Genomic DNA, 21078 nt, shown 5'->3' on the forward strand with positions numbered 1-21078 from the left:
AGTGCATTCGAATTTAAAGCTTCCCTATATAGTTAAACGTGGATGACTGCATCAACATAGTAGTATATATCGGTATCATAAGGGAGCTCGATTCTGCAATCAATCGATTTTCTCAAAATAAATGACGCTAACGCCAGTTTTTTTGAATGTTGGATATTCTAATTAAGGAAGTTGGAAAGAATGCCAAAAAAACGAGGAGGAAATACAATTGGAAAGCACAAGTGAATTTGTTCAAAAGGTACAGGCTACGCAACGTAAAGCCGAACTCAACAAAAGAAGAAACGGCAACGGCAACCCTGCAGAGAGACTTGTAAATAAGCAGCACAGCACCAATAAATAAATGATTGAATAAGGCTTAGATAAGGTGCTGTCGCCGCAGGGTGGCAGCACCTTTCTTGCTTTCCGGAGAAGGTCATCTCTTTCAATCGCAGGACAACTCCGACATGTATGGATACAAATAAAGACCAGCCCTACATGTGAAAACATGTCTGACTGGTCTATGTGAACAAATTGATAATAGCACATGATTGCCTCACGCTTTTAAACCGAATACTCGTGAGGGTAATAGGCGATATGAGAATCCGCTACAATCGTGAGACTGTTCTGGTCAGCGTTATATTCAACTGGACCGTCTTTGACGTAATACCACGTTTTTAGCGTTGGCTGATCGTCAAACTCTTGGAAAACAAACACGTTCAGCTCCGCTTTATGCGCAAGCAGCTCTTCGATACTTTCGCTCCATGGCACAGAAACCGTGAATCGCCAGCCTTCCCCCTGTGGAACAAGCGTATAGGGCACTTCCAGCTTATTCGAATCAATAAACATCCGACCACCCACCGCGTGTTTAACAAGAAACGTTTGTTTCATTTTTATCCCTCCTCAAAAGTTTGCGAATGCAAACTTACTTCGAAAGCGTATGCTTAAGTTTGCGAATGCAAACTTACTTCGAAAGCCTAAGGCAAATCGATCAGCATAAAAAAGGCTGGAGCCGCAGCGGTGAGTGTAAGCTCCTCAGCTGCCTCAATTTGTGCCTCATCACCGGTAAAAAGCGTTTCGCCGTGAACCGACATTTCACCTTCAATAATATATATAAATTGCTTGCGTCCCGGTTCAACAACGTATTCAAGCTGATTTCCTTGCTCCAACTTGCTCAGATAAATCGTCATATTCTGATTTATCGAGGCAACCTGTTCCAATTCTTGATTTGAAACGACAGGAAGCAGTGCATTATGCAGCTTGTCTACATCGAATCGGCTCGCTTCATAAGAAGGTTTCATTCCTCGTTCCTGCGGCATGAACCACAGCTGGAGCAAACGCAGCTCTTGATCTTCTGATGCGTTAAATTCCGTGTGGATAACGCCCGTGCCAGCTGACATCCGTTGCACCTCGCCAAACGAGGACACGACCGAGTTGCCCATGTTATCCTCATGTCTAATGCGGCCATTCAAAACGATAGATACGATTTCCATGTCGCTATGTGGATGCGCGCCAAAACCTTTTTCCGGAGCCAAATAATCGTCATTGCACACACGCATCACACTAAAGCCTGTTCGATTCGGATCATGATAAGCTCCGAATGAGAAGCTTGGGTGGCTGCGCAGCCAGCCTAGATCCGCCGAATGCCGCGATGCCGCGGGGAATACGTCGATCATCGTCTCTCCTCCAAACAAGTTTTTATTTACTTACTTATATATAGCAGTTTTTCATTCTCCGAGCAAGCTAAAATTGAACAGTATTCAGCAGCGGCTCGAAACCATTGATATGACAGCCTACTATATCTCCGTCGCGAATAACGACAGCGCCTGGTGTTCCTGTCATCATAATGTCGCCCGGCAGCAGCGTCATCACTCTGGAGTGAAAAGCAACAGCTGCAAAAGGGCGGAACTTCATATTGAATACCTTATTGCGATGTGCGACCTCGCCATTGATTGCGGTTTCCACATTCAGCTCTAACAAATCAGGAAACTCATCCTTCGTAATGAACTCCGGCCCGAAGCTGAAAAAGGTATCGAAGCTTTTGGCCCTCGATAAAAACCTCTGATGTCTAGCATGAATATCAGCTGCCGTAACGTCAATTGTCGTCGTATACCCGGCAATGACGTCATACACTTCAGCTTCTGATATATTTTTGCAGGTTTTTCCGATAATAATGCCAAGTTCAGCTTCTGCTGTGATTTTCCCAACTCCCTCTGGAATATGTATCGCATCAAGCGGACCGATAATCGTCGTATCCGGCTTGATGAAGCTGACTGGCTCTTCATTTGGGTCCGCCAACGCTAATTCTGCCGCATCCTTTACGTAGTTCATGCCGATACCCCAAATTTTGCGAGGGTGACGGTATAGCGGAGCGTACTGTACATCCTCATAAGGAATCGCCGGCAATCGCTTCAACTTTTCCTTCCCTTCTCTTTCGTACCATTCTGTTAAAAGACTCAGCTCGCCCAAACGAATAAGCTCGAACAGCTCTGTACTCCAGCTGGCATTCTCCGCCTCATTAATCGTTTCTATAAGAACAAGGCCCTCTGCACTTGGTATCGCAGCGAGCTCCTTGCCATTCCTTTTTACCGTTGATATTTTCATTGCCAGCAGCTCCTTTTCTTTAGCTTAATGGCTTTATTCGTGTCGAGACGTGATCAGCTACCCATTTCAACAGCCTCATATCCTGACCTCTACCCGCAATGAAGGATAGACCAATCGGACAACCCAGCTCGCCTGCAATCGGAACCGTAATCTGAGGAAGCCCAGCCAGCCCTGCTAAACAGCTCATTTCGAGCGTTCGCGCGCGACGCTGCTCAACCTCCGAGCCCGATAATCCTAGCAGCGGCGCTATCGCAGGCACGGTGGGCACAACGAGCACCGTATCCTCTCCAAGCCATTCATCCATAAGCGCCCGCGCTTCTTCCCGAATAATGAAAGCTGTACCACTATCCTCTTGCCGCAGCGTGCTCGCCCAAGCAAACCGCTCCGCTATGCCCGGTCCGAAGGCAGGCTGCTCGCGCAATATCCAGTCCCGATGCTCACGCCAAATCTCTAATCCTTGAATAATCCGAAAAGCATTCACCCACTCTCGCAGCCCGTTTGGCGCAATGACGGCTTGTTCATGCCTCTGGGCTAGACCATGCAGCATTGGAAAATATTGCGACGAAGCTGTAGATGTATGCTCATCCGTCAATGCCCAGACATCCTTAGCAAACACCATTCGCGTGAATGTCTCCTTACTGCTCCCTTGCTCATCAAGCAGTACACCGCCCACTTGAAGCAATGTCTGCGCATCTCGGGCCATCCAGCCTACCGTATCGAAGCTAGGCGCCAGCGGTATAAGCCCATTCGTATCCACTGCACCATGCGTAGGCCGTATTCCATAAATTCCACAATAGGCGGATGGCACTCGAATGGAGCCTCCCGTATCCGTTCCAATAGCGAAGTCTGCTAATCCTGCCGCCACCGCAACAGCTGATCCGCTGGAGGAGCCTCCGGGTATCCGGCCAAACGCTTTAGGATTCACCGGGGTTCCATAATGAGCATTTTCTCCATTGATGCTGTACATCAATTCATCCGTAATGGTCGTTCCTTTTAATGTCGCTCCGCTTCTAAGCAGCCGATTTATGACTGAAGCGTGCTTATCTGCCTCGTCATGTGTTCGCAGCCAGTCGGGATTGCCTGCACTTGAGATATGTCCAGCAATATCGAATACATCTTTTGCCGCATACGTTTTACCGCTTAAGACACCTTCAGCTAAAGGCTCTATCTCAAGCTGTTCCGTCGCATACGCATTCCAGCTGCTTTGCTTCATCAAGATCCCCGCCTCCTCTTTACCATCCCATTGCTGCGCCATCGCAGCGCGGGTCCGATCCGCCTTGCAGTAACCCTTGCTCATCTCGCATAATCGCATGGGCATGGCCCATAATGCCGTCGAAGTCCTTCACTTTCTTCACCGTGTGGCCTGCCTGCGCCAGCGATGCTAGTACGTCTGCAGAAACACGTCCTTCTATTTTCAGCTCCTGCGTTGGCTCTCCCCACGTTCGGCCCCATACCCATCTAGGTTCATTTATCGCTTGCTGAGGATTCATGCCATAATCAATCATCCGGGTAAATATCGCCGTTTGCGTCTGAGGCTGGCCCTCGCCGCCTTGCGTGCCATACAGCACAGCAGGCTTGCCATCACGACATGCCATCGCTGGCATTAAGGTGTGAAATGTCCTTTTAGCTGGCTTCAGACTGTTCACATGATTCGGATCAAGCGAGAAAAAAGAGCCGCGGTTTTGCAATAAAACACCAGTATTGCCCGCTACGATGCCCGATCCAAACTCGAAGTACAGACTTTGAATGAAGGAGACGGAATTCCCTTCCTCATCCACAACTGCCGCATAGGCGGTATCGCTGCCCAACACCTCTGATTTCTCGCATGAAGCATGGTTTAACTCAATTGAAGCAGCAAGCGCTGCCGCATAGTTTTTATCCAAGAGCCGCTCAAGCGGTATGCTCGTAAATGCAGGGTCTGATAAATATTTGTTCCGGTCACGGAAGCTTAGCTTTAATGCCTCGACGCACAGCTGATAATAATGATGGGAGCCATGTTCAATTTCACCGAGCTTAAATTGCTCTAGTATTTGAAGTGCCATAATAGCAGAGAAGCCTTGTGAATTGGGAGGCATCTGATGAAGCGTATACCCTCGGTAAGTGCCCTCAATCGGGAGCACCCAGTCGCCATGATGATCCGCAAAATCATCTGCGGCAAGCAGACCATTTTGTTTGCCCAAAAAACTCGTCATTTCCATTGCGGTTTCGCCTTTATAAAATTCATCGCGCCCAAATTCAGCTAAACGGCGCAGCGTCTTCGCAAGCGCAGGCTGCTTAAATCGCTCGCCAACTTTAACCACCTGCCCGTTTGGCAAGTATATATCTGCTGTTTCGAGTGTTCTCGCAAGAACAATTTCATTATGAACCGTATTTTGATATTGATCATTTGACATGGGGAAGCCATTCGCGGCGTAATCAATAGCGGGTGCCAGCACCTGCGCCCAGTCCAGTCTGCCATACTCTCGGTGAACCGCATCCCAACCATCGACCATGCCGGGCACCGTTACGATACTGCCAATGCCCCGATTCGGAATCGCCGCCAAGCCATCGTAAGCACTAATACTAGCTTTATAACCAGATCGGCCGCTGGCATTATAGCCGCGCACCTTTCCTTCACTATGATGATAGCCGAGCCAGAAGGAGTCTCCTCCAAGACTTGTCATATGCGGATAAACGACGGCAAGACATGCGCTCACAGCGACAGCTGCATCGTAAGCATTCCCACCTTGCGCAAGCATACGAGCGCCAGCCGCAGTAGCCAAATAATGAGGGCTGACAACCATAGCTTTGGTTCCGATGACCGATTGATTCATATCTACCACCCCTAAAAATGGATATAACTCTAATCAAACTCGCAATTCACTTATTTATATGTTAGATAATATAACATTGTGTATTCTTTTAAAATACCACCTCAGAGAATGATAGGCAATAAAAATGTAACTTCTTTTTATTAATTGTGTTGAAAACGAATGGTGATGTGTATATATTTATACATATGGTAATTAAAACTCGGTATTACAAGACACCTTGCAAAATAATGAAATAAAATTGGAGCTGATGAATAAGTGCAAGAAAGGCCTTTTGACGAACCAAAAATAATGGAAATTGATGATATTGATCGTAAAATCATTGCTGAGCTCAATATCAATGGAAGAATATCTTACACAGATTTAGCGAAGGAGATTGGATTGTCGCGAGTAGCTGTCCAATCTCGGATTAATGCGTTGATGGATGGCGGTGTCATCGAACGTTTTACGGCTGTCATTAACCCTGAGCGAATCGGAATAAATGTATCGGCTTTTTTCAATGTAGAAGTAGAGCCTAAGCATCTGCACACCGTTGCTGATCAGCTTTCGACAGAGCCGTTTGTCACCAGCCTCTACCATATGACTGGACCAAGCAAACTGCATATGCATGGTCTGTTTCGCAACAATCAGGAGATGGAGCATTTTCTCAAAGATAAGCTTTACACACTGCCCGGCATTATGAGCGTCGATTGTCAGGTGTTAATTAATCGTTACAAGAGTCGAATGGGAATGAGGCTGTAGATGATGGCTGGCAAAATAATGAATAACCGCTACATGCAGCTTTCATGGGCGATGATGAAGACAGGTATTCTTGGCTACGGGGGCGGCCCGTCCGTTATCCCGCTGATTCGATATGAGGCAGTTTCGAACTATAAATGGATTGAAGATGAGGAATTCGGCGAAATTCTTGCGCTTGCGAATGCACTGCCAGGTCCGATTGCAACAAAGATTGCCGCCTATTTAGGGTATCGTGAAAAAGGTACTCTAGGCGCTATCGTGTCTGTTCTCGCCCATATCATTCCTTCAGCTGTTGCGATGATTCTGCTATTAACGACGGTTCAATTCCTCAGCAGCGCAGCCTTCATACAAGGTATGATCGGTGCGGTAACGCCTGTCATCGCTGTCATGCTTGGCATGATGGCCTATGAATTCGGAGAACGTGCCGTCAAAGGGCTTGGCAAATACGTCGGTTTTGGTTTTTTTGCATTAGCATTTGGACTGCTGCAAGGCATTCATATTCATCCTGCTATCGTCATTCTTTTATTTCTTGGTTACGGTGCTTTTCATCTGAAAACAGTTGCAGCCCTTCAGCGCAAAAAAAAGCAGAAGCAGCTCCGAAGCAACCAGCAGAAGGAGGGCATAACGCGTGGAATGGATTAATTTAATTATCGGGTTTTTTATCGCTAATGTGCTTGGCTACGGGGGCGGACCAGCCTCCATTCCGCTGATGTACAGGGAGATTGTAACGAATCATCAGTGGACGACACCAGTAGAGTTCTCAAACATACTGGCACTCGGCAACGCACTCCCAGGTCCGATTGCGACTAAAATTGCCGCCTTTGTCGGCTACGATGTCGGCGGCTGGATCGGCTTAATTGTCGCATTAGCTGCAACGATTGTTCCTTCCGCTGTCGCGCTCATTCTGCTTCTTAAGGTGCTGCAGAAGCATCGTCAATCGCCTGTAGTCAAAGGAATGACGCTGCTTGTACAGCCCGTAATTGCCATAATGATGCTGCTGCTTACATGGCAAATGGCTGAAAGCTCTATCGAATCGATCGGAATTGTGCAATCACTCATTATTGCAGCAGTCGCTTTCTGGGCGATGCAGTTCCGCAAAATTCATCCTGCCATCGTCATCGTTATCGCATTCGCCTATGGCGGTCTTGTTATTCCTCATTTGAACGTACTATAAATAACTAATAGGGCGAATCCCAGTAGCAAATGTCTACTGGGGTTCGCCCTAGAGGTTTTCTCAAACTAAATAATCATCCCTTATGATTGCTCGATAACGCAAACCGCAATACTCTGCTAATTGCCGCTGGCAGCACACTGACATGACTCTCATCACAAAATTTCACCATTTCAGAATAAAAGCCTTTTTCCGCAAGGGGCAGCAGCCGCTCAGCAAGCTGTTCTGCATCCTTCACCATAGCCGGAAGCTCGTCTGCACCAATAGTCAGCATCAGCCTCGGTAGATTGCCCTCTATTATGAAACTCTTCTCAAAAGCTTCGGCTTCCTCCAGCACAGCATGATGATTCCACCAAATAGAGGGACTCCCTGCTGCATAGTTTTGAAATGCTTGAGGCCTTGTAAATAAGGCATGAAGGACTAGCAAACCTCCCAGCGAGTGCCCAAACAGGCTTTGTCTTGTCGTATTAATCGGATATTGTTTCTCAATCGCGGGGCGCAGCTCCGTCTCAATAAATTGGAGGAACGCATCCGCGCCCCCATGCTCTGGCCACTCCTGCCCATTCGGGCGAGCAGGCAGGTTCTGAACCTCTGCTGGCATTGTGAAATCATAACATCGCCTGCTCATCTCAAAGGGTTCCCTTGAAGGGTAACCGATGCCCACTATAACTACAGGATCATAACCATGCGGCTTGCGTGTTTGAAGACGAGCGGCCTCCGCAAAGGTAGCGAATACAGCATCCCCATCCAGAGCATAAATAATTGGATAGCCCTCTGCCGGAGGCGGCTCGCTCGGAATGGCTATCATCATTCGATACTCCAACTGCTTATGATTTGAGTAAATGACTTGCTCAAAACGGCCTTCGACGTAGTGGTTGCTAATATTGTTATGACTCATGGTGCAAGCAGCGTCACAACATCATTGATGATTTTTCCATAAGCAATCAGTCCGCTTCCTGTCCAATAAGTATCGTCAACCTCATAAACATGGCCAGCTTTGGCGTATGGCGTGTTCTTCCAGATCGCGTTGTCGGTGAGCTCCTTCATATTTGCAGTTCCCGTACCTTTGTTGTTCATTGTAAAAATAAAATCGGCATCTATGTCCGGTATAATTTCAAGTGAAACATCCATACTGTTCTTCGTTTCTACCAGCTTGCTCTTTCCAAGACCCAGTTCATGCGATAGAACGTATCCGCCAAAATAGTTGCCGCCAATCATATACATGCCTTTTCCATTAAAATTGATAAGTGCTGCCTTCTTACCTTCCGCCACAGGCGCAAGCTTTGCCTTCGCTTCCTCTTTCTTCTTTTCATAATCCTTCAGCGCCTGTTCTGCCTCTGCCCCTTTGCCCAGCAAATCGCCAAGCTTTGTGACTGAGCTTACCAGATCACCTGCTGCGTTTTTAAATACATAAGTAGGCGCAATTTTGGAGTACTTCTCATAAACGCCATTTTCAGCATAGAAGGCTGTATGCAAAATAATTAAATCCGGCTCAAAAGCCATGACTACCTCTGGTGCGGGCGGAAGCCCGCCAACAAAGTTAACTTTAGGCACATCTGCCAATTGATCCTGCAAATATAACTGCCCATTTTTCCCATCTGCCCATTGCGCCACCGGATTAACGCCTAAGACAATCATGGAATCCTCCATATATGGAGCAAAAACTTTAAGAGGCTTAGTCGGAATCGTAATCTCATGATCCAGCTCATCTGTCACTACCCTAGTTGAAGCTGTTGTCTCCGTTCCTTCAGAAGCTGCGGTTTCGTTCGGGACTGCTGTTTCTTGATTAGTCAATTCCGTTTCGCCCTGCGAGCCGCATGCGGTTAGAAGGCTGATGCTCAGTATGAATACGAGCAGCACTAGTGCACCCTTTTTGAACGATTTAATGAATGAATAGTCTCTGGCCTGCATAAAAATAATCTCCTCCTGTGATAACGTTTCTCATTTAAGAAGATTATATTTCATGCGCACGGGTGCTTCCATGGACTTTATCCGCATATGAGTTTGGACAATATCCTGTGAATAGAAGCAGCATCTCATCCAGCATTCGATTAATGGCAAAAGCAGAGTATTCACACCATGGATCAGACGGAATAAGATAACTGCTGCCTTTCTCTACTGCTTTCAGCTTGCGCCATTCTACTTGATGTTGAAGCGTTAGCCAATACGTACGTGAAGCCCTCTCTGGACAGACCAATAACAGTAAGTGATCCGGATTAATCTCTTCAAGCTGCTTCAAGGATATTTCTTTATTGTAGAGCTTCTCTCCCTTATAAGCGGGATTCAGTCTCAAATCCTCATAAAGCACATCATGAATTGCCCTGTTGCAGTACATATGAAGGCCATTGCCATTAATGCGGATTACGGCAAAAGTTTCTTTGCCTACTGCTTCTTCCATTTTTTGTTTAGCAAAAGCCGCTTTCCGATTATAGTCTTCTATCCATGCTTTGGCTTGACGGTCTCGCCCAACAAATAATGCTATTTGATGAAGCTGTTCTTGCCAGCTTGTCTGCTTTGCAGGCACAAATAACGTCGGGGCAATGCCAGCAAGCTTCTGCTTCTCCTCTTCCAGCAAAACATCTCCTGCAACAATGGCATCCGGTCTGGCTGTTATTAACTTATTTAATTCTGTCCCGCTGTTCTCCTCGCCATAGCTCATATGCAGCTTAATCTCGTTTTGATAGACATTGTAGTAATATGGCGTCCACTTTGAATCAAGCGGAGCAGCTGCAGGTATCAAATTCAGCGCTAGCAATTGCCCCATGATGGCAGGCGAATAAGCGGCGATGCGCCGCCTAGGATTTTTTATAAAAGCAGAGGGAGAGACGCCAACCTCTTTCTTAAACTTCCGGCTAAAATAAAACTCATCGCTATATCCTACCTTCAATGCAATTTCCCTCAGCCGCAAATCCGACTCGGTCAAATATCTTTTGGCACGATTGATGCGAAGATTCGTCAAATAATCGATTGCGCTCTGACCGTACGTTTTTTTGAACAAGTCTACAAAATATTTAGGACTGATGTTGGCCAGTTTAGCCAGTTGGTCAACGGATAAAGGCTCATGGTAATGCTCCTCCATAAAGCTTCGGATATTCAACAAATCCACCCGGGGCGACCGAATGCGCTCCTCCTCTAGAAGACTGTTATCTGAGTCCATCATATTCCCCCTAAGCCTGCCCTAAAACAAATAGATTCATTATTTACGCAGGACTCTACTTAAATATTATTATTTTCAGTATATCAGTGGTGATAATCATTATCAATTAACAATGCAAATAAGCCCTTTATGCGAAGGGCTTCATGTTTATTATCGTGAGTATTAGTTCTTTGTACAACGATTTATTTTGCCAACTTATCCTTTACTGTTAATAGAATACGCTTCATCACCCAGTAGAGGCTCGTACATCATAATTCCATGATTCTCTGTAACAAACTCATCTTCTAGTAGTATTTTCTCTGCGTTTAGTTAATGCACGCAAAACCTCTTTCGGAAATTACCAAACTATATTTCGTTGCTTGCGCTCTTTTAAATCAAATATAATTTAAATGAAATAGGAATTTAGTCCCTTGGTACAAAAGTATTGTTATCCCTATAATCAATGGAAGAGTAACAATTCTTATTCAACTGCTTTCAGTATCTCCTCTACCTTATCGGATATTTCCCTTTATACTAACAACTACAGCAAATATACGAGGAGCGACCGAATTGCACATCGATTTTTTGTTTACATTATTATTGAACATCCTCAGCTGCTTGATCCTCATTTGGTCCTTCTACAATGAGCATAAACAATATCTGATATTTAAAAAATCCAAAAAAAATGTTCAAGTATATAATCCATCTTTCCTTATTCCCGACAAAAAATTCACTCTCACGGTGCTGTTGTATGTAGTTATGGTTACGACCTTATGGATACTGCTTATCTTTGGTTTAACGGATATCGTTTATAAGCACTGGTTTGCGTATGTTTTTCCCATTATGCTCACCACTATATTCTCTGGTGGTAAAATCAATTATTCAATTGGTGAAGATGGCGTGTACCATGCAAAAACAGTCATCCCTTGGGAGGATGTTGTTTATTATCAATTGACGGAAACAGATCCTTTTCATACAAAATTTTCACTCGACATCCATACAAAACATCAGGTTTTTCGCGGAGTAGTTCATGCTGATTCAAAAAAAAAATTACTTGTGCTGCTTCGAAATGTTCCGACTTCAAGTAATGTAGTTGAAATCCCAACTGAATAGGACGGGCTATTTGCCAATATAAAAAAACAAAAACAGCAGCCCACGGGAATCCCATGGTCTACTGTTTTTTCGGTTTTATGTCCTTATACCCGCGCGCGAATTCCATCTATATAAGCCTTTGACTCCGCCATTTGATGCTCTTTCGCTTCTTCCATGATGATGTGTACATGCGGCTTATATTGATTCAAAAGCTTCATATACAGCTCATAATTCATCTGTCCGAGGCCAGCAGTTACGGTAGCCAGTTCGCCACTCCCGAGCAGCATGCGATCCTTCGCATGAGCCGCGATAATACGATCACCGAGCAGCTCGAACGCTTGCTCAATGACCTCATCCTGCCTCGCAAAATTAGAAGATGTCAGCAGATTGCCAGGATCAATAACGACACCGATATTGGAGGAAGGAACCTCCCCCAGCATCCGAGCCAGCTCAGGAGCCGTTCCAATCAAATGGTCGTTTGCCGCCTCTAAACCGACAAAGACGCCCCACTTCTCCGCTTCCTCTACTAACTCCTCTAATGTCGCCTTCATCACGGACCAATCTCGGTCTGTGTAGTCTCCGCCTTCATTCCGTCCCGTTTCCGCAGCTACCATTGGCGCTCCGAAATACTTCGCATAACGCAGCAGCTCCTTGAATCGATTCACATTGGCACGGCGCAGCTGCTCGTCACGTTCAAATAAATGAACATAGCAGCCAAGCACTGAAATCGAAACGCCATACTTATCGAACTGCTCGCCGATGGCATTCGCAAGACCTGGGCTTAAGTTCCCAGGCTTGCTGAAATCGACATCGCTAATGCCCTTCCACAAAGCTAGCTGCACATGGCTGAAGCCGCTCTCCGCAACCTTAGGAGCAAGCTCCTTGTACGGCAAGCTTCCGAATAAATGAGCGAGTACACCGACTGACATCTGATCGTCTCCTTCAAATTTAGGCGCTGCCCTCGAGTGCGACATCCACCTTCGGCGCGTACACTTTTTTGGCTAAATAAGATTGCGCAATCATGAACAACCCACCTGTTACCCAGTAAAGTGAGATCGCTGCCGGTGCCGATAGAGCGAATACGCCCATCAGTATCGGAGACAGGTAACCCATGAAAGCCATCTGCTTCTGCTGTGCAGCATTCGCATTTGGCTGCGTCGTCTGCGAAACCTTGAATTGTACAAAATAAACGAGCGCTGCGATAATCGGCAGCACAATATCTGGCGAGCCTAGCTTAAACCAAAGAAACGAATGATCCGCCAGCTCTGGCGTAAGCTTGATTGCGGAATATAGACCCATCAATATCGGCATCTGAATGAGCATTGGCAAACACCCGATAGCGAGCGGATTCACCTGATGCTTCTGGTAAAGCTGCATCGTTTCCTGCTGCAGCTTCTGCTTTGATGCTGCATCTGACTTGTTTTTGTACTTATCTTGGAGCTGCTTGAGCTCCGGCTGAAGGATAGCCATCTTTGTTTTCATCTGGTTCTGAGAGCGATACTGGCGCATCATGAGCGGCAGTAGAACAAGTCTGATCATAAGTGTAATGCCAATAATCGCAAAGCCGTAATTTCCGCCAAACATATCAGCCAAATATTGAAGCACCGCTGATAATGGGTAAATGACATAGTGGTTAAAAATACCCGGTGTATTTCCATCAATCGTACCACTAGCCGTACTACAGCCGCTAACTAGAAGCAGCCCTGCCAGCATCAAACCGGCCATTAATACACGTCCGTATTTTAAAGAAGTGAATACATTGTTCGTTTGCATAAAAATCCTCCTCGTTTGTTTGAAAATAGCTGAACAAACGAGTTGGAACAGTCTGCTATGTCATCATCTGGCGATTCTTTCCGCTTTACCTTGCGAACTAACCAATGATGCAGCGGAATTGAACGAATCAATACCTGCGGCAGCAAACTATACATTATACTTACAACCTGATTCCGTTCCCAGTACTCATAGGCACCAGAATGCAGATGCGAAGCGTAAGCATACGCTAATGAACAAAGCAGGCTGATTGAAATGAGATACGGTATGATGTCATGCAGTTCAAGCTCGAACAATGTACTCACCTCCCTTCATCTGAAAATAGTTTTCTTTCTATCTGGATATTATAACAGTAATTCTGATCAAATTACGACTGTCAAAATCTCGAATATGCAAACAAAAATGGCAGGCACTCATTTCTTCAATAAATGCAGTCTTTTCGCATAAATTATTCAGCATAAATATAAGTGGGTATTAATAAATATGCTGAAATTTTCACAAAAGTGGACCATTGGTTATTTACAAAGGATAGTGAACACCATATAATTTCTAATGTTGCAGGCGCATACGGCTGAAACGGAGCTATTTTATCAATATACACTCATCTCGTGATGACAGATAAGCCTGTTAAACCTATCACCTTAGAAGAAAGAGGACACCATGAATCGAAAAAAGCTTAAAGTCATTTATTTATCGCTTATCGTCTTTACGGTTCTGCTAATCGGACTCGGACAAGCCTTCCCTATGGGGAAAAACAGCACTTATTCCGTTAGTGCAGAGAGTGCATCGAGCGCTCCAGTTAATGGTCAAAAAAAGAAGCTCATAATGGGCACATCTGCCGATTATCCACCTTACGAAAGCGTCGATGCCAAAAACAACGGCGAATTCGTTGGATTGGATATCGATATAGCCAAGTATATCACTAGTCAGCTAGGATACGAACTGGAAATCACACACATGGATTTCAATGGGCTTGTTGCTGCGCTTCAGACCGGCCGAGTCGACTTCGTCATGTCCGCAATGTCCGCCACGGATGAGCGCAGGCAAAATGTCGATTTCTCTGATACGTATTACGCTGCCCGCAATACGATTGTCTCAAAGAAGTCTGCACCGCTCGAAACAGAAGCTTCTTTATCGGGTAAACTAGTCGCGACGCAGCTTGGCTCCACACAGGATCTTTACGCAGAAACGATTGAAGGAGCCACGCTTAAGAAACTTAATAAGATTCCGGATCTTATTCAAGAGCTGAACTCCGGCCGTGTCGATGCGGCTATCGTAGAAGACGCTGTCGCCATTGAGATGACCAACCTTAACCCGGGTTTGGCGATGCATTTCCTGCCAGCTGAATCGGCGGAAAATGGTTACGCCATTGCATTTCCTAAGAAGTCCACTATTGTGAACGAGTTTAACGGTGTCCTCTCCGAAATGAAGGACGACGGCAAGCTCGATGAAATCGTGCAGAAATGGTTTACTGCTGAGAAGGAAGAATCCAATTCTCTTCTTAATTTGAACATCGACTTCAGTATACTGAAGGGATACACTCCTTATATTCTGAAGGGTGTATATGTCACGCTGCTCTTCACCCTTGTCTCCGCATTGTTCGGGCTTGTGTGGGGTACAGTGCTTTCCCTATTCAAAATATCCGGCATTAAGCCGCTCGAGTGGTTCGCAACCGCTTATACATCTATATTCCGCGGCACGCCGCTGCTTGTACAGCTGACCATTATTTATTATGCAACGCCACAGCTATTCAATTACGATATACCTGCGTTAATGGCTGCTGGCCTTGCCTTCGGACTCAATTCAGCTGCCTATTTGTCAGAAACGATCCGCGGCGGCATTATGGCCGTAGACAAAGGGCAGCGTGAGGCTGCTATTGCACTCGGCATTCCGTACCGGAAGATGATGCTTCGCATTATATTCCCGCAGGCGCTTCGTAATATTTTGCCGGCGCTCGTGAACGAATGTGTTGCTTTGCTTAAGGAATCGTCACTCGTGTCTGTCATCGGGGTATCTGATTTGATGCGCCGTGCAGATGTGGTGCGCTCCACTGAGTTCCGCTCCATCGAAGTATTATTATTTATTGCTGCAATCTATTACGTGCTTGTGCTTGTCTTAACATCGTTTGCTCGAATGCTTGAAAGGAGGCTGCGCCGCAGTGATTAATGTAACCGACTTAACAAAAACCTTCGGCAAAAACCAAGTGCTAAAAGGAATTACAACAACCGTTGAAAAAGGAGAGGTCGTTGCTCTAATCGGACCATCCGGCTCAGGGAAATCCACCTTTCTACGTTGTTTAAATATGCTGGAGACACCGACTTCCGGCGAGATTACAATAGATGGAACAGCTATTACCGATCCCAAAACAAATATTGCCCGCGTGCGGCAGCGAATCGGCATGGTATTCCAGCATTTTCACCTATTCCCGCATATGACCGTGATCGACAATATTACGTTCGCACCCATTCAGGTCAAAGGAGTATCGCAGGATGAAGCGCGTAAGAAAGCGATGGAGCTGCTAGCTCGCGTAGGTCTCTCGGACAAAGCAGATAGTTATCCTTCCCGCTTATCCGGCGGTCAGAAGCAGCGCGTTGCGATCGCAAGAAGCTTAGCGATGGAGCCCGACATCCTGCTGTTCGATGAGCCAACCTCAGCGCTTGATCCAGAGATGGTCAAAGAGGTGCTTAATGTTATTCGCAGCCTTGCCGACAGCGGCATGACGATGCTTATTGTTACGCATGAGATGAAGTTTGCCCGCGAAGCCGCGGACACGATTTATTTCCTAGATAACGGCAAGCTTGTTGAAAAAACAAAGCCTGAGCAGTTTTTCACTAAGCCGCAAAGCGAGAGAGCTGCACGTTTTCTGGAACAGGTGCTTTAAAAAAGCTTATTAAGGATAACAGGTGCTAAACGCACATTTAAACAAAGCTCTGCGGCTCATTCTGCCGCAGAGCTTTCTCTTTTATCCGCTACCCCATCCGATCAACAAGCGACTCCATCTCAACACATGCCATAATAAAAGCGCCGACGCCGTGCAGATCGTTCTGACTCGTTGGGCGCGTGACGTAGTTCTCATAATCGCCAGCCGAGGTGCCAATGCAAATATCCGGCAGGATGAAACGCCCCTGCTCGTCTGCCTGCACCACTCGAACAAGCCCTTCAAACCCGCGCCTTGCCGCATCCAAGCACTCATCTCCAACAAGGCCAAGCTTATAGGCTCTTGCTAGCGTATAAACGAACAAACAAGTACAAGAAGTTTCCAGCCAATTATCAGCCAAATGGCCTTTGTCCACGACCTGATACCAGAGCCCGCTCTCTCCATCCTGATACTTAATCAACGACTGGGAGAACTCAGCCAGCACGGCTTCCAGCTCAGCACGTCCCGCTTCGCCTTCCGCTATTTCATCAAGAAACTGAGCGACGGCAAGACCGTACCAGCCGAGTGACCGACCCCAAAACTCTGGCGAACAGCCGGTCTCAGGATCTGCCCAAGGCATCTGCTTGCTCTCATCCCAAGCGTGATAGAGCAGCCCCGTCTTCTCATCCCTCATATAGCGGCGCATCAGCCGCTCTTGATGCAGCACCATTTCGCGCAGCCCTATGTCTCCGTAGGCGTTCGCATATTTTAGCGCAAATACTCCGCCCATATACAAGCCGTCCAGCCACATATTGTAGGCATATTTATCCTTGTGCCAGAAGCCGCCCTCCGAGGTGCGGTGCAGCGTCTCGAACAGGCCGCGCAGCTTCTCGGCTGCGATTCGGTATTTGCGCTCATCTCCTTGTTCATCTAAACGGAACAATAACAGCCCCACTTGGATAGCATCCAGCTCGTCACGAGCAAAATCAAAGTTGCCGCATTCATCCACCAGCTTGTCTACGTAACGCTTAATATAAGCAGCGTAACGGTCATCCCCCTCCGCCTGCCACAGCATCTCCATCCCGCAAAGAAACACACCTTGGTGATAATGCCAGCGGCCAGCAGGAGGAAGCTTTTCTGGCAAATAGGTGTCCATTAATGAATCACTAGCGGCTCTCGCCCACTCGATAGGTGTCATTTTCACATCATTTCGCATCCAAACAGTACTCCTCTCCATTTTCCAATGTTCCAGTTCAAGCTCAAACAAAATCAACCTTTAATCGAGCCCAGCATCGCACCCTTAGCGAAATGCTTTTGCAAAAACGGATATACGATCAGAATAGGCAGCGTCGCTACAACGATGACAGCCATCTTCACCGTCTGATCCGGCGGCGGAACCGCTGCATCCAGGTCGGAGCTGTAGTCTAGGCCGCTGGCCAGCACGACGATTTGGCGGAGCAGCACTTGAATCGGCCATTTGGCGCTGTCATCCAAGTACAGAATCGCGCTGAGATACGTATTCCAATAGGTGACCGCGTAAAATAATGAAATGGTAGCGATCGCGGGCATCGATAGCGGAAGCACGATACGGAACAAGATGCCGAAGTCGTTGCAGCCGTCGATTTTGGCCGATTCCTCAAGCCCTTCGGGTATATTTTGGAAAAAGTTTTTCAAAATAATAAGGTTGAACGCGCTGATTGCCGACGGAATAATAAGCGCTGCATAGCTGTCGATCAGCCCCATCTCGCGCACAACGAGAAATGTCGGAATGAGTCCGCCGCTGAAGAGCATCGTAAATACGACGAGAAACATAATTCCCTTGCGTCCGTCGAGATCTCTTCGCGACAAGCCATAGGCCATCAACGCTGTTGTGAACATGCTGAACAGGGTGCCGACGATCGTAACGCCGGTCGATACCGTCATGGCGCGGAAAATCGTATTGGTCGAGAAAATGAATTTATAGGCATCAAAGCTCCAAATCGTCGGCACGAGGATGAACTTCTTCATCGCCATCTCGGCGCTTGTGGTGAAAGAACCGGCAACAACATGCAGAAACGGAAGCACCGTAACGAGCGCGATAATGGCAAGGAGCGTGAAATTCACAATGGAAAATAGCCGCCCGCTAAACGTTTTATCCTCTACCATGCTGAATCCTCCTTAAGTTTTTGTAGTGAAGCTTCTGGCGATTTCAACCTTCGAGTATCTTATCCTAATAGATGCCTTCCTCGCCCATCTTCTTCGCGAGCCTATTGGCCGTCATTACAAGCACAAGCCCGATAAAGGATTTGAAGAAGCCAATCGCCGTGCTGTAGCTGAATTTCCCCTGTCTAAGTCCAGCTGTATAGACATAGGTGTCGATAATCTCAGCGACCTCACGATTCATCGAGTTCAGCAGCAGGTACACATGCTCAAAGCCAAGCTCAAGCACATCGCCGATCTTTAGAATGAGCAAAATAATAATAACGCTCCGAATGGCAGGCAGTGTAATATGCCATACCTGTCTAAGCCGGCCCGCTCCATCCATGCGTGCTGCCTCATAGAGGCCAGGATCGACGGAGGCGATGGCCGCCAAATATATAATCGTTCCCCAACCCGCTTCCCGCCAGATTACCTGAATGATATAGGTTGGTCTGAACCACTCGGGGCTGAGCAGGAAATTGACTTTTTCGAATCCAAAGTACGCAAGCAGCTCGTTCACGATACCGCCGTCCGACGTTAGCATGACGAAGCTGATCGACACAATAATGACCCAAGACATAAAATGCGGCAAATACACAAGCGTCTGAAACGTCCGTTTAAAAAAAGAGAATCGAACCTCATTCAGCATAAGCGCCAGCAGGATCGGAATCGGAAAATAAAATAATAAATTCATGCCAAACAGCAGCAGTGTATTCGTTAAAATGTTCAAAAAATCAGGCTCCGTGAACAAACGTTCAAAATGCTTGAAGCCAACCCACTCACTCCCGCCAATACCCTTGAACGGCTTATAGTCTTGAAAGGCAATAGCAAGCCCAAACATCGGAATATATTTAAAAATAATGAAGAAAAGCACGCCCGGCAGCAGCATGACATAGAGCCATTTGTTTTTCCAAAGCCGCTTCTTAAGCTCGCTCGTTCTAGGCTGAGGTACCCTTGCCAGTTGAACCGCGTTTTCCTGATGAGCTTCTTGCATATGGGTTCTTCCTTTCCACGGGAGGTTATAGAGACTGCTCGAGCATGCGAGCAGCCTCTATGGGCTATTCTTTATTTTTTGTAAGCAGCATTGTATTCCTCGATAATCTGAGCCCCGCCGCGCTTCTTCCAATCCTCAACCGCTTTGTCGAATCCAGCCTTATCAATCGATCCATAAATATATTTGTAAGTGGCATCCTTTATAATCTCCTGAAGCTCCGTGCCCTTCTCGGTATACGTTTTCGAATCAAGCGGCGCAGTAGGATCGGCAATGGCGATCTTCTCGTTCTCGATAATGAGCTGCTCCGCATGAATTCTCGCTGGAAGCTCGTGGAAACCATCGTACATACCGTTTGTTTCCGGCTCTCCAATTACGCTGTCCTTAAAGCCTTTGACCTCGCGCTCCGTAAGCTCTTTATCTGCCGATGCTTTTGCCTTGCCATCCACTACCGTATAATGAGTGCCTTCAATGCCCCAGAACATCATGTTCGCCACTTCCGGCGTCATCAGCTTATCGAAGTAAGCCAAAATCTTCTTCAGCTCGGCTTCATCTTTAATCGCAGATTTCGGGAATAACGCTACGTTGTTGTAGCCCGGAATGGACCAAGATGCCAGCTTCCCGTCTGGTCCGGCGATCATGCTGTGTGTATCAACGACTGCGGTCGGCACGTTTTTAACAAGGTCCTTCACTAGTGAGTCCACATCCTGCATGGAGCCGATGTATACGCCTGCCTTGCCGCTTGTGAACATATTGACTTGATCTGTTTTGCTTGTCGCTGCAAAGTCTACGTTCATCGCTTTGGCGTCACGAATTTTTTTGATAAAATCCATCGTGGCTGCATATTCAGGCGTCGTAAACTCTGGAACAAGCTGGCCGTCCCGCTCACCCCAGTTGTTCGGCGTGCCGAACCATGCGGAGGCCGTTTTGAACGCACCATATACAAGATCGTTTCGATCAGCTAAACCAATCGTGTCCGGCTTGTTGTTGCCATCCGGGTCGCCTGTCGTAAATTTCTCCATCATCGCAAACAGCTCATCCACGTTAGCCGGTGCGGCGAGGCCAAGCTTATCTGCCCAGTCCTTGCGATAAATGATGCCTTGGCGAGCAAGCGGTCTGCCGATGTATAACGAATATAGCTTGCCGTCCACTTTCGTATTGTTCAAAATCTCTTCCTTCAGCTTGCTCAGGTTAGGAAACTCGCTGAAATAAGGGCCAATCTCCCAAAACTGACCGTCTCTGATCGCTTCCTTCATTTGAACGAAGGTCGCTTGGTTCTTCAAATAAGTAACCTGCGGCAGCGAACCCGTCGCAAAGGATGCGTTTAGCTTCTCCTCATACGTGTCTGCCGGAAAAAATTGATACGTTAGTTTTGTGTTCGTCAGCTTCTCCAGCTCGTTTTTGATTGTATCTGGCGGTGTCTCTGCGATGTTAAGAGGCAGCATGATCGTAATTTCAGTCGGCTTCTCCGGTTCTGCCGGTTTGTCTGTCTCTTCCGTCTTTGCTGGGCTGTCATTGGTTGCTGCTGGCGGCGTATTATTTTTTCCATTATTGCTGCCGCTAGAACAAGCTGCGAGCAATAAACTAAATGTCAAAACTACGCCCATCAGAATCGAAAACGATTTTTTCTTCATACAGCGTTGACCTCCATATATCGTTTTGGTTGCTACCTCTTCAAGCTACCACCCGGAAGAAGAGTGCCGAAACAATCATTTGTTCATATGGCATATCGTTTTAGAGGCATCTGAGCTAATG

The 21078-nt window shown here is 46.8% G+C and carries 22 protein-coding genes; 7 read left to right on the forward strand and 15 right to left on the reverse strand.

Features of this window, described 5'->3' with window-relative positions; all coding sequences use genetic code 11:
* Positions 1-208: 208 nt before the first annotated feature.
* On the forward strand, positions 209-340 hold the full coding sequence (locus tag BK120_RS04715) for a DUF4023 domain-containing protein (protein ID WP_076266332.1): 132 nt from the start codon (positions 209-211) through the stop codon (positions 338-340).
* A gap of 200 nt (positions 341-540) precedes the next feature.
* Here BK120_RS04715 and BK120_RS04720 read toward each other — a convergent pair whose 3' ends face one another.
* From BK120_RS04720 to ggt, 5 genes are all read right to left on the reverse strand, one after another.
* Positions 541-867 (reverse strand): hypothetical protein, encoded by a 327-nt coding sequence (locus tag BK120_RS04720; RefSeq protein ID WP_076266333.1) that lies wholly within the window; start codon positions 865-867, stop codon positions 541-543.
* Between the two features lie 86 nt (positions 868-953).
* Positions 954-1652 (reverse strand): pirin family protein, encoded by a 699-nt coding sequence (locus BK120_RS04725; protein ID WP_076266334.1) that lies wholly within the window; start codon positions 1650-1652, stop codon positions 954-956.
* Positions 1653-1719: 67 nt separating this feature from the next.
* Positions 1720-2580 (reverse strand): fumarylacetoacetate hydrolase family protein, encoded by an 861-nt coding sequence (locus tag BK120_RS04730; protein ID WP_076266335.1) that lies wholly within the window; start codon positions 2578-2580, stop codon positions 1720-1722.
* A gap of 19 nt (positions 2581-2599) precedes the next feature.
* On the reverse strand, positions 2600-3793 hold the full coding sequence (locus BK120_RS04735) for an amidase (RefSeq protein ID WP_076266336.1): 1194 nt from the start codon (positions 3791-3793) through the stop codon (positions 2600-2602).
* Between the two features lie 19 nt (positions 3794-3812).
* Complete coding sequence (gene ggt, locus BK120_RS04740; RefSeq protein ID WP_076266337.1) at positions 3813-5393, reverse strand: gamma-glutamyltransferase; 1581 nt, start codon at positions 5391-5393, stop codon at positions 3813-3815.
* Positions 5394-5681: 288 nt separating this feature from the next.
* Between ggt and chrS the strand changes: the two genes are divergently transcribed.
* Genes chrS through chrA form a run of 3 tightly spaced genes read left to right on the forward strand, consistent with a single transcriptional unit; the run spans position 5682 to position 7302 of the window.
* Positions 5682-6131: a chromate efflux transcriptional regulator ChrS gene (gene chrS / locus BK120_RS04745; RefSeq protein ID WP_076266622.1), complete on the forward strand. Its 450-nt coding sequence runs from the start codon at positions 5682-5684 to the stop codon at positions 6129-6131.
* Positions 6132-6770: a chromate efflux transporter ChrB gene (gene chrB / locus BK120_RS04750; RefSeq protein ID WP_305953868.1), complete on the forward strand. Its 639-nt coding sequence runs from the start codon at positions 6132-6134 to the stop codon at positions 6768-6770.
* On the forward strand, positions 6757-7302 hold the full coding sequence (gene chrA / locus BK120_RS04755; protein WP_076266338.1) for a chromate efflux transporter ChrA: 546 nt from the start codon (positions 6757-6759) through the stop codon (positions 7300-7302). The genes chrB and chrA overlap by 14 nt, the downstream gene beginning before the upstream one ends.
* Before the next feature lie 73 nt (positions 7303-7375).
* On the opposite strand, the gene BK120_RS04760 is transcribed toward chrA, so the two are convergent.
* Genes BK120_RS04760 through BK120_RS04770 form a run of 3 tightly spaced genes read right to left on the reverse strand, consistent with a single transcriptional unit; the run spans position 7376 to position 10459 of the window.
* Positions 7376-8197, reverse strand: a complete 822-nt coding sequence (locus tag BK120_RS04760; RefSeq protein WP_076266339.1) for an alpha/beta hydrolase — start codon at positions 8195-8197, stop codon at positions 7376-7378.
* Positions 8194-9210 (reverse strand): ABC transporter substrate-binding protein, encoded by a 1017-nt coding sequence (locus tag BK120_RS04765; protein WP_076266340.1) that lies wholly within the window; start codon positions 9208-9210, stop codon positions 8194-8196. The genes BK120_RS04760 and BK120_RS04765 overlap by 4 nt, the downstream gene beginning before the upstream one ends.
* Positions 9211-9253: 43 nt before the next feature.
* The gene (locus BK120_RS04770; protein WP_305953869.1) at positions 9254-10459 is read right to left on the reverse strand and encodes an AraC family transcriptional regulator; all 1206 of its coding nucleotides are present in this window, start codon (positions 10457-10459) and stop codon (positions 9254-9256) included.
* 546 nt (positions 10460-11005) lie between these two features.
* On the opposite strand from BK120_RS04770, the gene BK120_RS04775 reads away from it, so the two are divergent.
* On the forward strand, positions 11006-11548 hold the full coding sequence (locus BK120_RS04775) for a DUF5673 domain-containing protein (RefSeq protein WP_076266342.1): 543 nt from the start codon (positions 11006-11008) through the stop codon (positions 11546-11548).
* 83 nt (positions 11549-11631) lie between these two features.
* Here the strand turns inward: BK120_RS04775 and BK120_RS04780 are convergent, their stop codons facing one another.
* The 3 genes from BK120_RS04780 to BK120_RS04790 are packed head-to-tail and all read right to left on the reverse strand — an operon-like array spanning position 11632 to position 13593.
* A complete protein-coding gene (locus BK120_RS04780) occupies positions 11632-12456 on the reverse strand; it encodes a sugar phosphate isomerase/epimerase family protein (RefSeq protein WP_076266343.1) in 825 nt (274 codons plus the stop codon).
* Between the two features lie 19 nt (positions 12457-12475).
* Complete coding sequence (yidC, locus tag BK120_RS04785) at positions 12476-13300, reverse strand: membrane protein insertase YidC (RefSeq protein ID WP_076266344.1); 825 nt, start codon at positions 13298-13300, stop codon at positions 12476-12478.
* A complete protein-coding gene (locus BK120_RS04790; RefSeq protein ID WP_076266345.1) occupies positions 13270-13593 on the reverse strand; it encodes a hypothetical protein in 324 nt (107 codons plus the stop codon). The genes yidC and BK120_RS04790 overlap by 31 nt, the downstream gene beginning before the upstream one ends.
* A gap of 364 nt (positions 13594-13957) precedes the next feature.
* On the opposite strand from BK120_RS04790, the gene BK120_RS04795 reads away from it, so the two are divergent.
* Together BK120_RS04795 and BK120_RS04800 are read left to right on the forward strand one after the other, a co-directional pair.
* Positions 13958-15463, forward strand: a complete 1506-nt coding sequence (locus BK120_RS04795) for an ABC transporter substrate-binding protein/permease (protein ID WP_076266346.1) — start codon at positions 13958-13960, stop codon at positions 15461-15463.
* Positions 15456-16178, forward strand: a complete 723-nt coding sequence (locus BK120_RS04800; RefSeq protein ID WP_076266347.1) for an amino acid ABC transporter ATP-binding protein — start codon at positions 15456-15458, stop codon at positions 16176-16178. Before BK120_RS04795 ends, BK120_RS04800 begins: the two co-directional genes overlap by 8 nt.
* 88 nt (positions 16179-16266) lie before the next feature.
* Here BK120_RS04800 and BK120_RS04805 read toward each other — a convergent pair whose 3' ends face one another.
* The 4 genes from BK120_RS04805 to BK120_RS04820 form a co-directional block, all read right to left on the reverse strand.
* Entirely contained in the window at positions 16267-17370 is a 1104-nt protein-coding gene (locus tag BK120_RS04805) for a glycoside hydrolase family 88/105 protein (protein WP_076266348.1), read from the reverse strand.
* Between the two features lie 53 nt (positions 17371-17423).
* A complete protein-coding gene (locus tag BK120_RS04810; RefSeq protein WP_076266349.1) occupies positions 17424-18299 on the reverse strand; it encodes a carbohydrate ABC transporter permease in 876 nt (291 codons plus the stop codon).
* A gap of 64 nt (positions 18300-18363) precedes the next feature.
* Positions 18364-19326 carry an ABC transporter permease gene (locus BK120_RS04815; protein ID WP_076266350.1) on the reverse strand — a complete coding sequence of 321 codons (963 nt, stop codon included), beginning with the start codon at positions 19324-19326 and terminating at the stop codon, positions 18364-18366.
* A 71-nt stretch (positions 19327-19397) separates the two neighbouring features.
* A complete protein-coding gene (locus tag BK120_RS04820) occupies positions 19398-20957 on the reverse strand; it encodes an extracellular solute-binding protein (RefSeq protein WP_076266351.1) in 1560 nt (519 codons plus the stop codon).
* Positions 20958-21078: the final 121 nt, after the last annotated feature.

This window comes from Paenibacillus sp. FSL A5-0031 (assembly GCF_001956295.1).
In the GTDB taxonomy this organism is placed as follows: Bacteria; Bacillota; Bacilli; order Paenibacillales; family Paenibacillaceae; genus Pristimantibacillus.

Excerpts from the sequence above, each read along its gene's own strand:
- BK120_RS04720 (WP_076266333.1), bottom strand. The coding sequence starts at position 867 with ATGAAACAAACGTTTCTTGTTAAACACGCGGTGGGTGGTCGGATGTTT.
- BK120_RS04725 (WP_076266334.1), bottom strand. The coding sequence starts at position 1,652 with ATGATCGACGTATTCCCCGCGGCATCGCGGCATTCGGCGGATCTAGGC.
- BK120_RS04730 (WP_076266335.1), bottom strand. The coding sequence starts at position 2,580 with ATGAAAATATCAACGGTAAAAAGGAATGGCAAGGAGCTCGCTGCGATA.
- BK120_RS04735 (WP_076266336.1), bottom strand. The coding sequence starts at position 3,793 with ATGAAGCAAAGCAGCTGGAATGCGTATGCGACGGAACAGCTTGAGATA.
- ggt (WP_076266337.1), bottom strand. The coding sequence starts at position 5,393 with ATGAATCAATCGGTCATCGGAACCAAAGCTATGGTTGTCAGCCCTCAT.
- chrS (WP_076266622.1), top strand. The coding sequence starts at position 5,682 with ATGGAAATTGATGATATTGATCGTAAAATCATTGCTGAGCTCAATATC.
- chrB (WP_305953868.1), top strand. The coding sequence starts at position 6,132 with ATGATGGCTGGCAAAATAATGAATAACCGCTACATGCAGCTTTCATGG.
- BK120_RS04760 (WP_076266339.1), bottom strand. The coding sequence starts at position 8,197 with ATGAGTCATAACAATATTAGCAACCACTACGTCGAAGGCCGTTTTGAG.
- BK120_RS04765 (WP_076266340.1), bottom strand. The coding sequence starts at position 9,210 with ATGCAGGCCAGAGACTATTCATTCATTAAATCGTTCAAAAAGGGTGCA.
- BK120_RS04770 (WP_305953869.1), bottom strand. The coding sequence starts at position 10,459 with ATGATGGACTCAGATAACAGTCTTCTAGAGGAGGAGCGCATTCGGTCG.
- BK120_RS04780 (WP_076266343.1), bottom strand. The coding sequence starts at position 12,456 with ATGTCAGTCGGTGTACTCGCTCATTTATTCGGAAGCTTGCCGTACAAG.
- yidC (WP_076266344.1), bottom strand. The coding sequence starts at position 13,300 with ATGCAAACGAACAATGTATTCACTTCTTTAAAATACGGACGTGTATTA.
- BK120_RS04795 (WP_076266346.1), top strand. The coding sequence starts at position 13,958 with ATGAATCGAAAAAAGCTTAAAGTCATTTATTTATCGCTTATCGTCTTT.
- BK120_RS04805 (WP_076266348.1), bottom strand. The coding sequence starts at position 17,370 with ATGCGAAATGATGTGAAAATGACACCTATCGAGTGGGCGAGAGCCGCT.
- BK120_RS04810 (WP_076266349.1), bottom strand. The coding sequence starts at position 18,299 with ATGGTAGAGGATAAAACGTTTAGCGGGCGGCTATTTTCCATTGTGAAT.
- BK120_RS04815 (WP_076266350.1), bottom strand. The coding sequence starts at position 19,326 with ATGCAAGAAGCTCATCAGGAAAACGCGGTTCAACTGGCAAGGGTACCT.
- BK120_RS04820 (WP_076266351.1), bottom strand. The coding sequence starts at position 20,957 with ATGAAGAAAAAATCGTTTTCGATTCTGATGGGCGTAGTTTTGACATTT.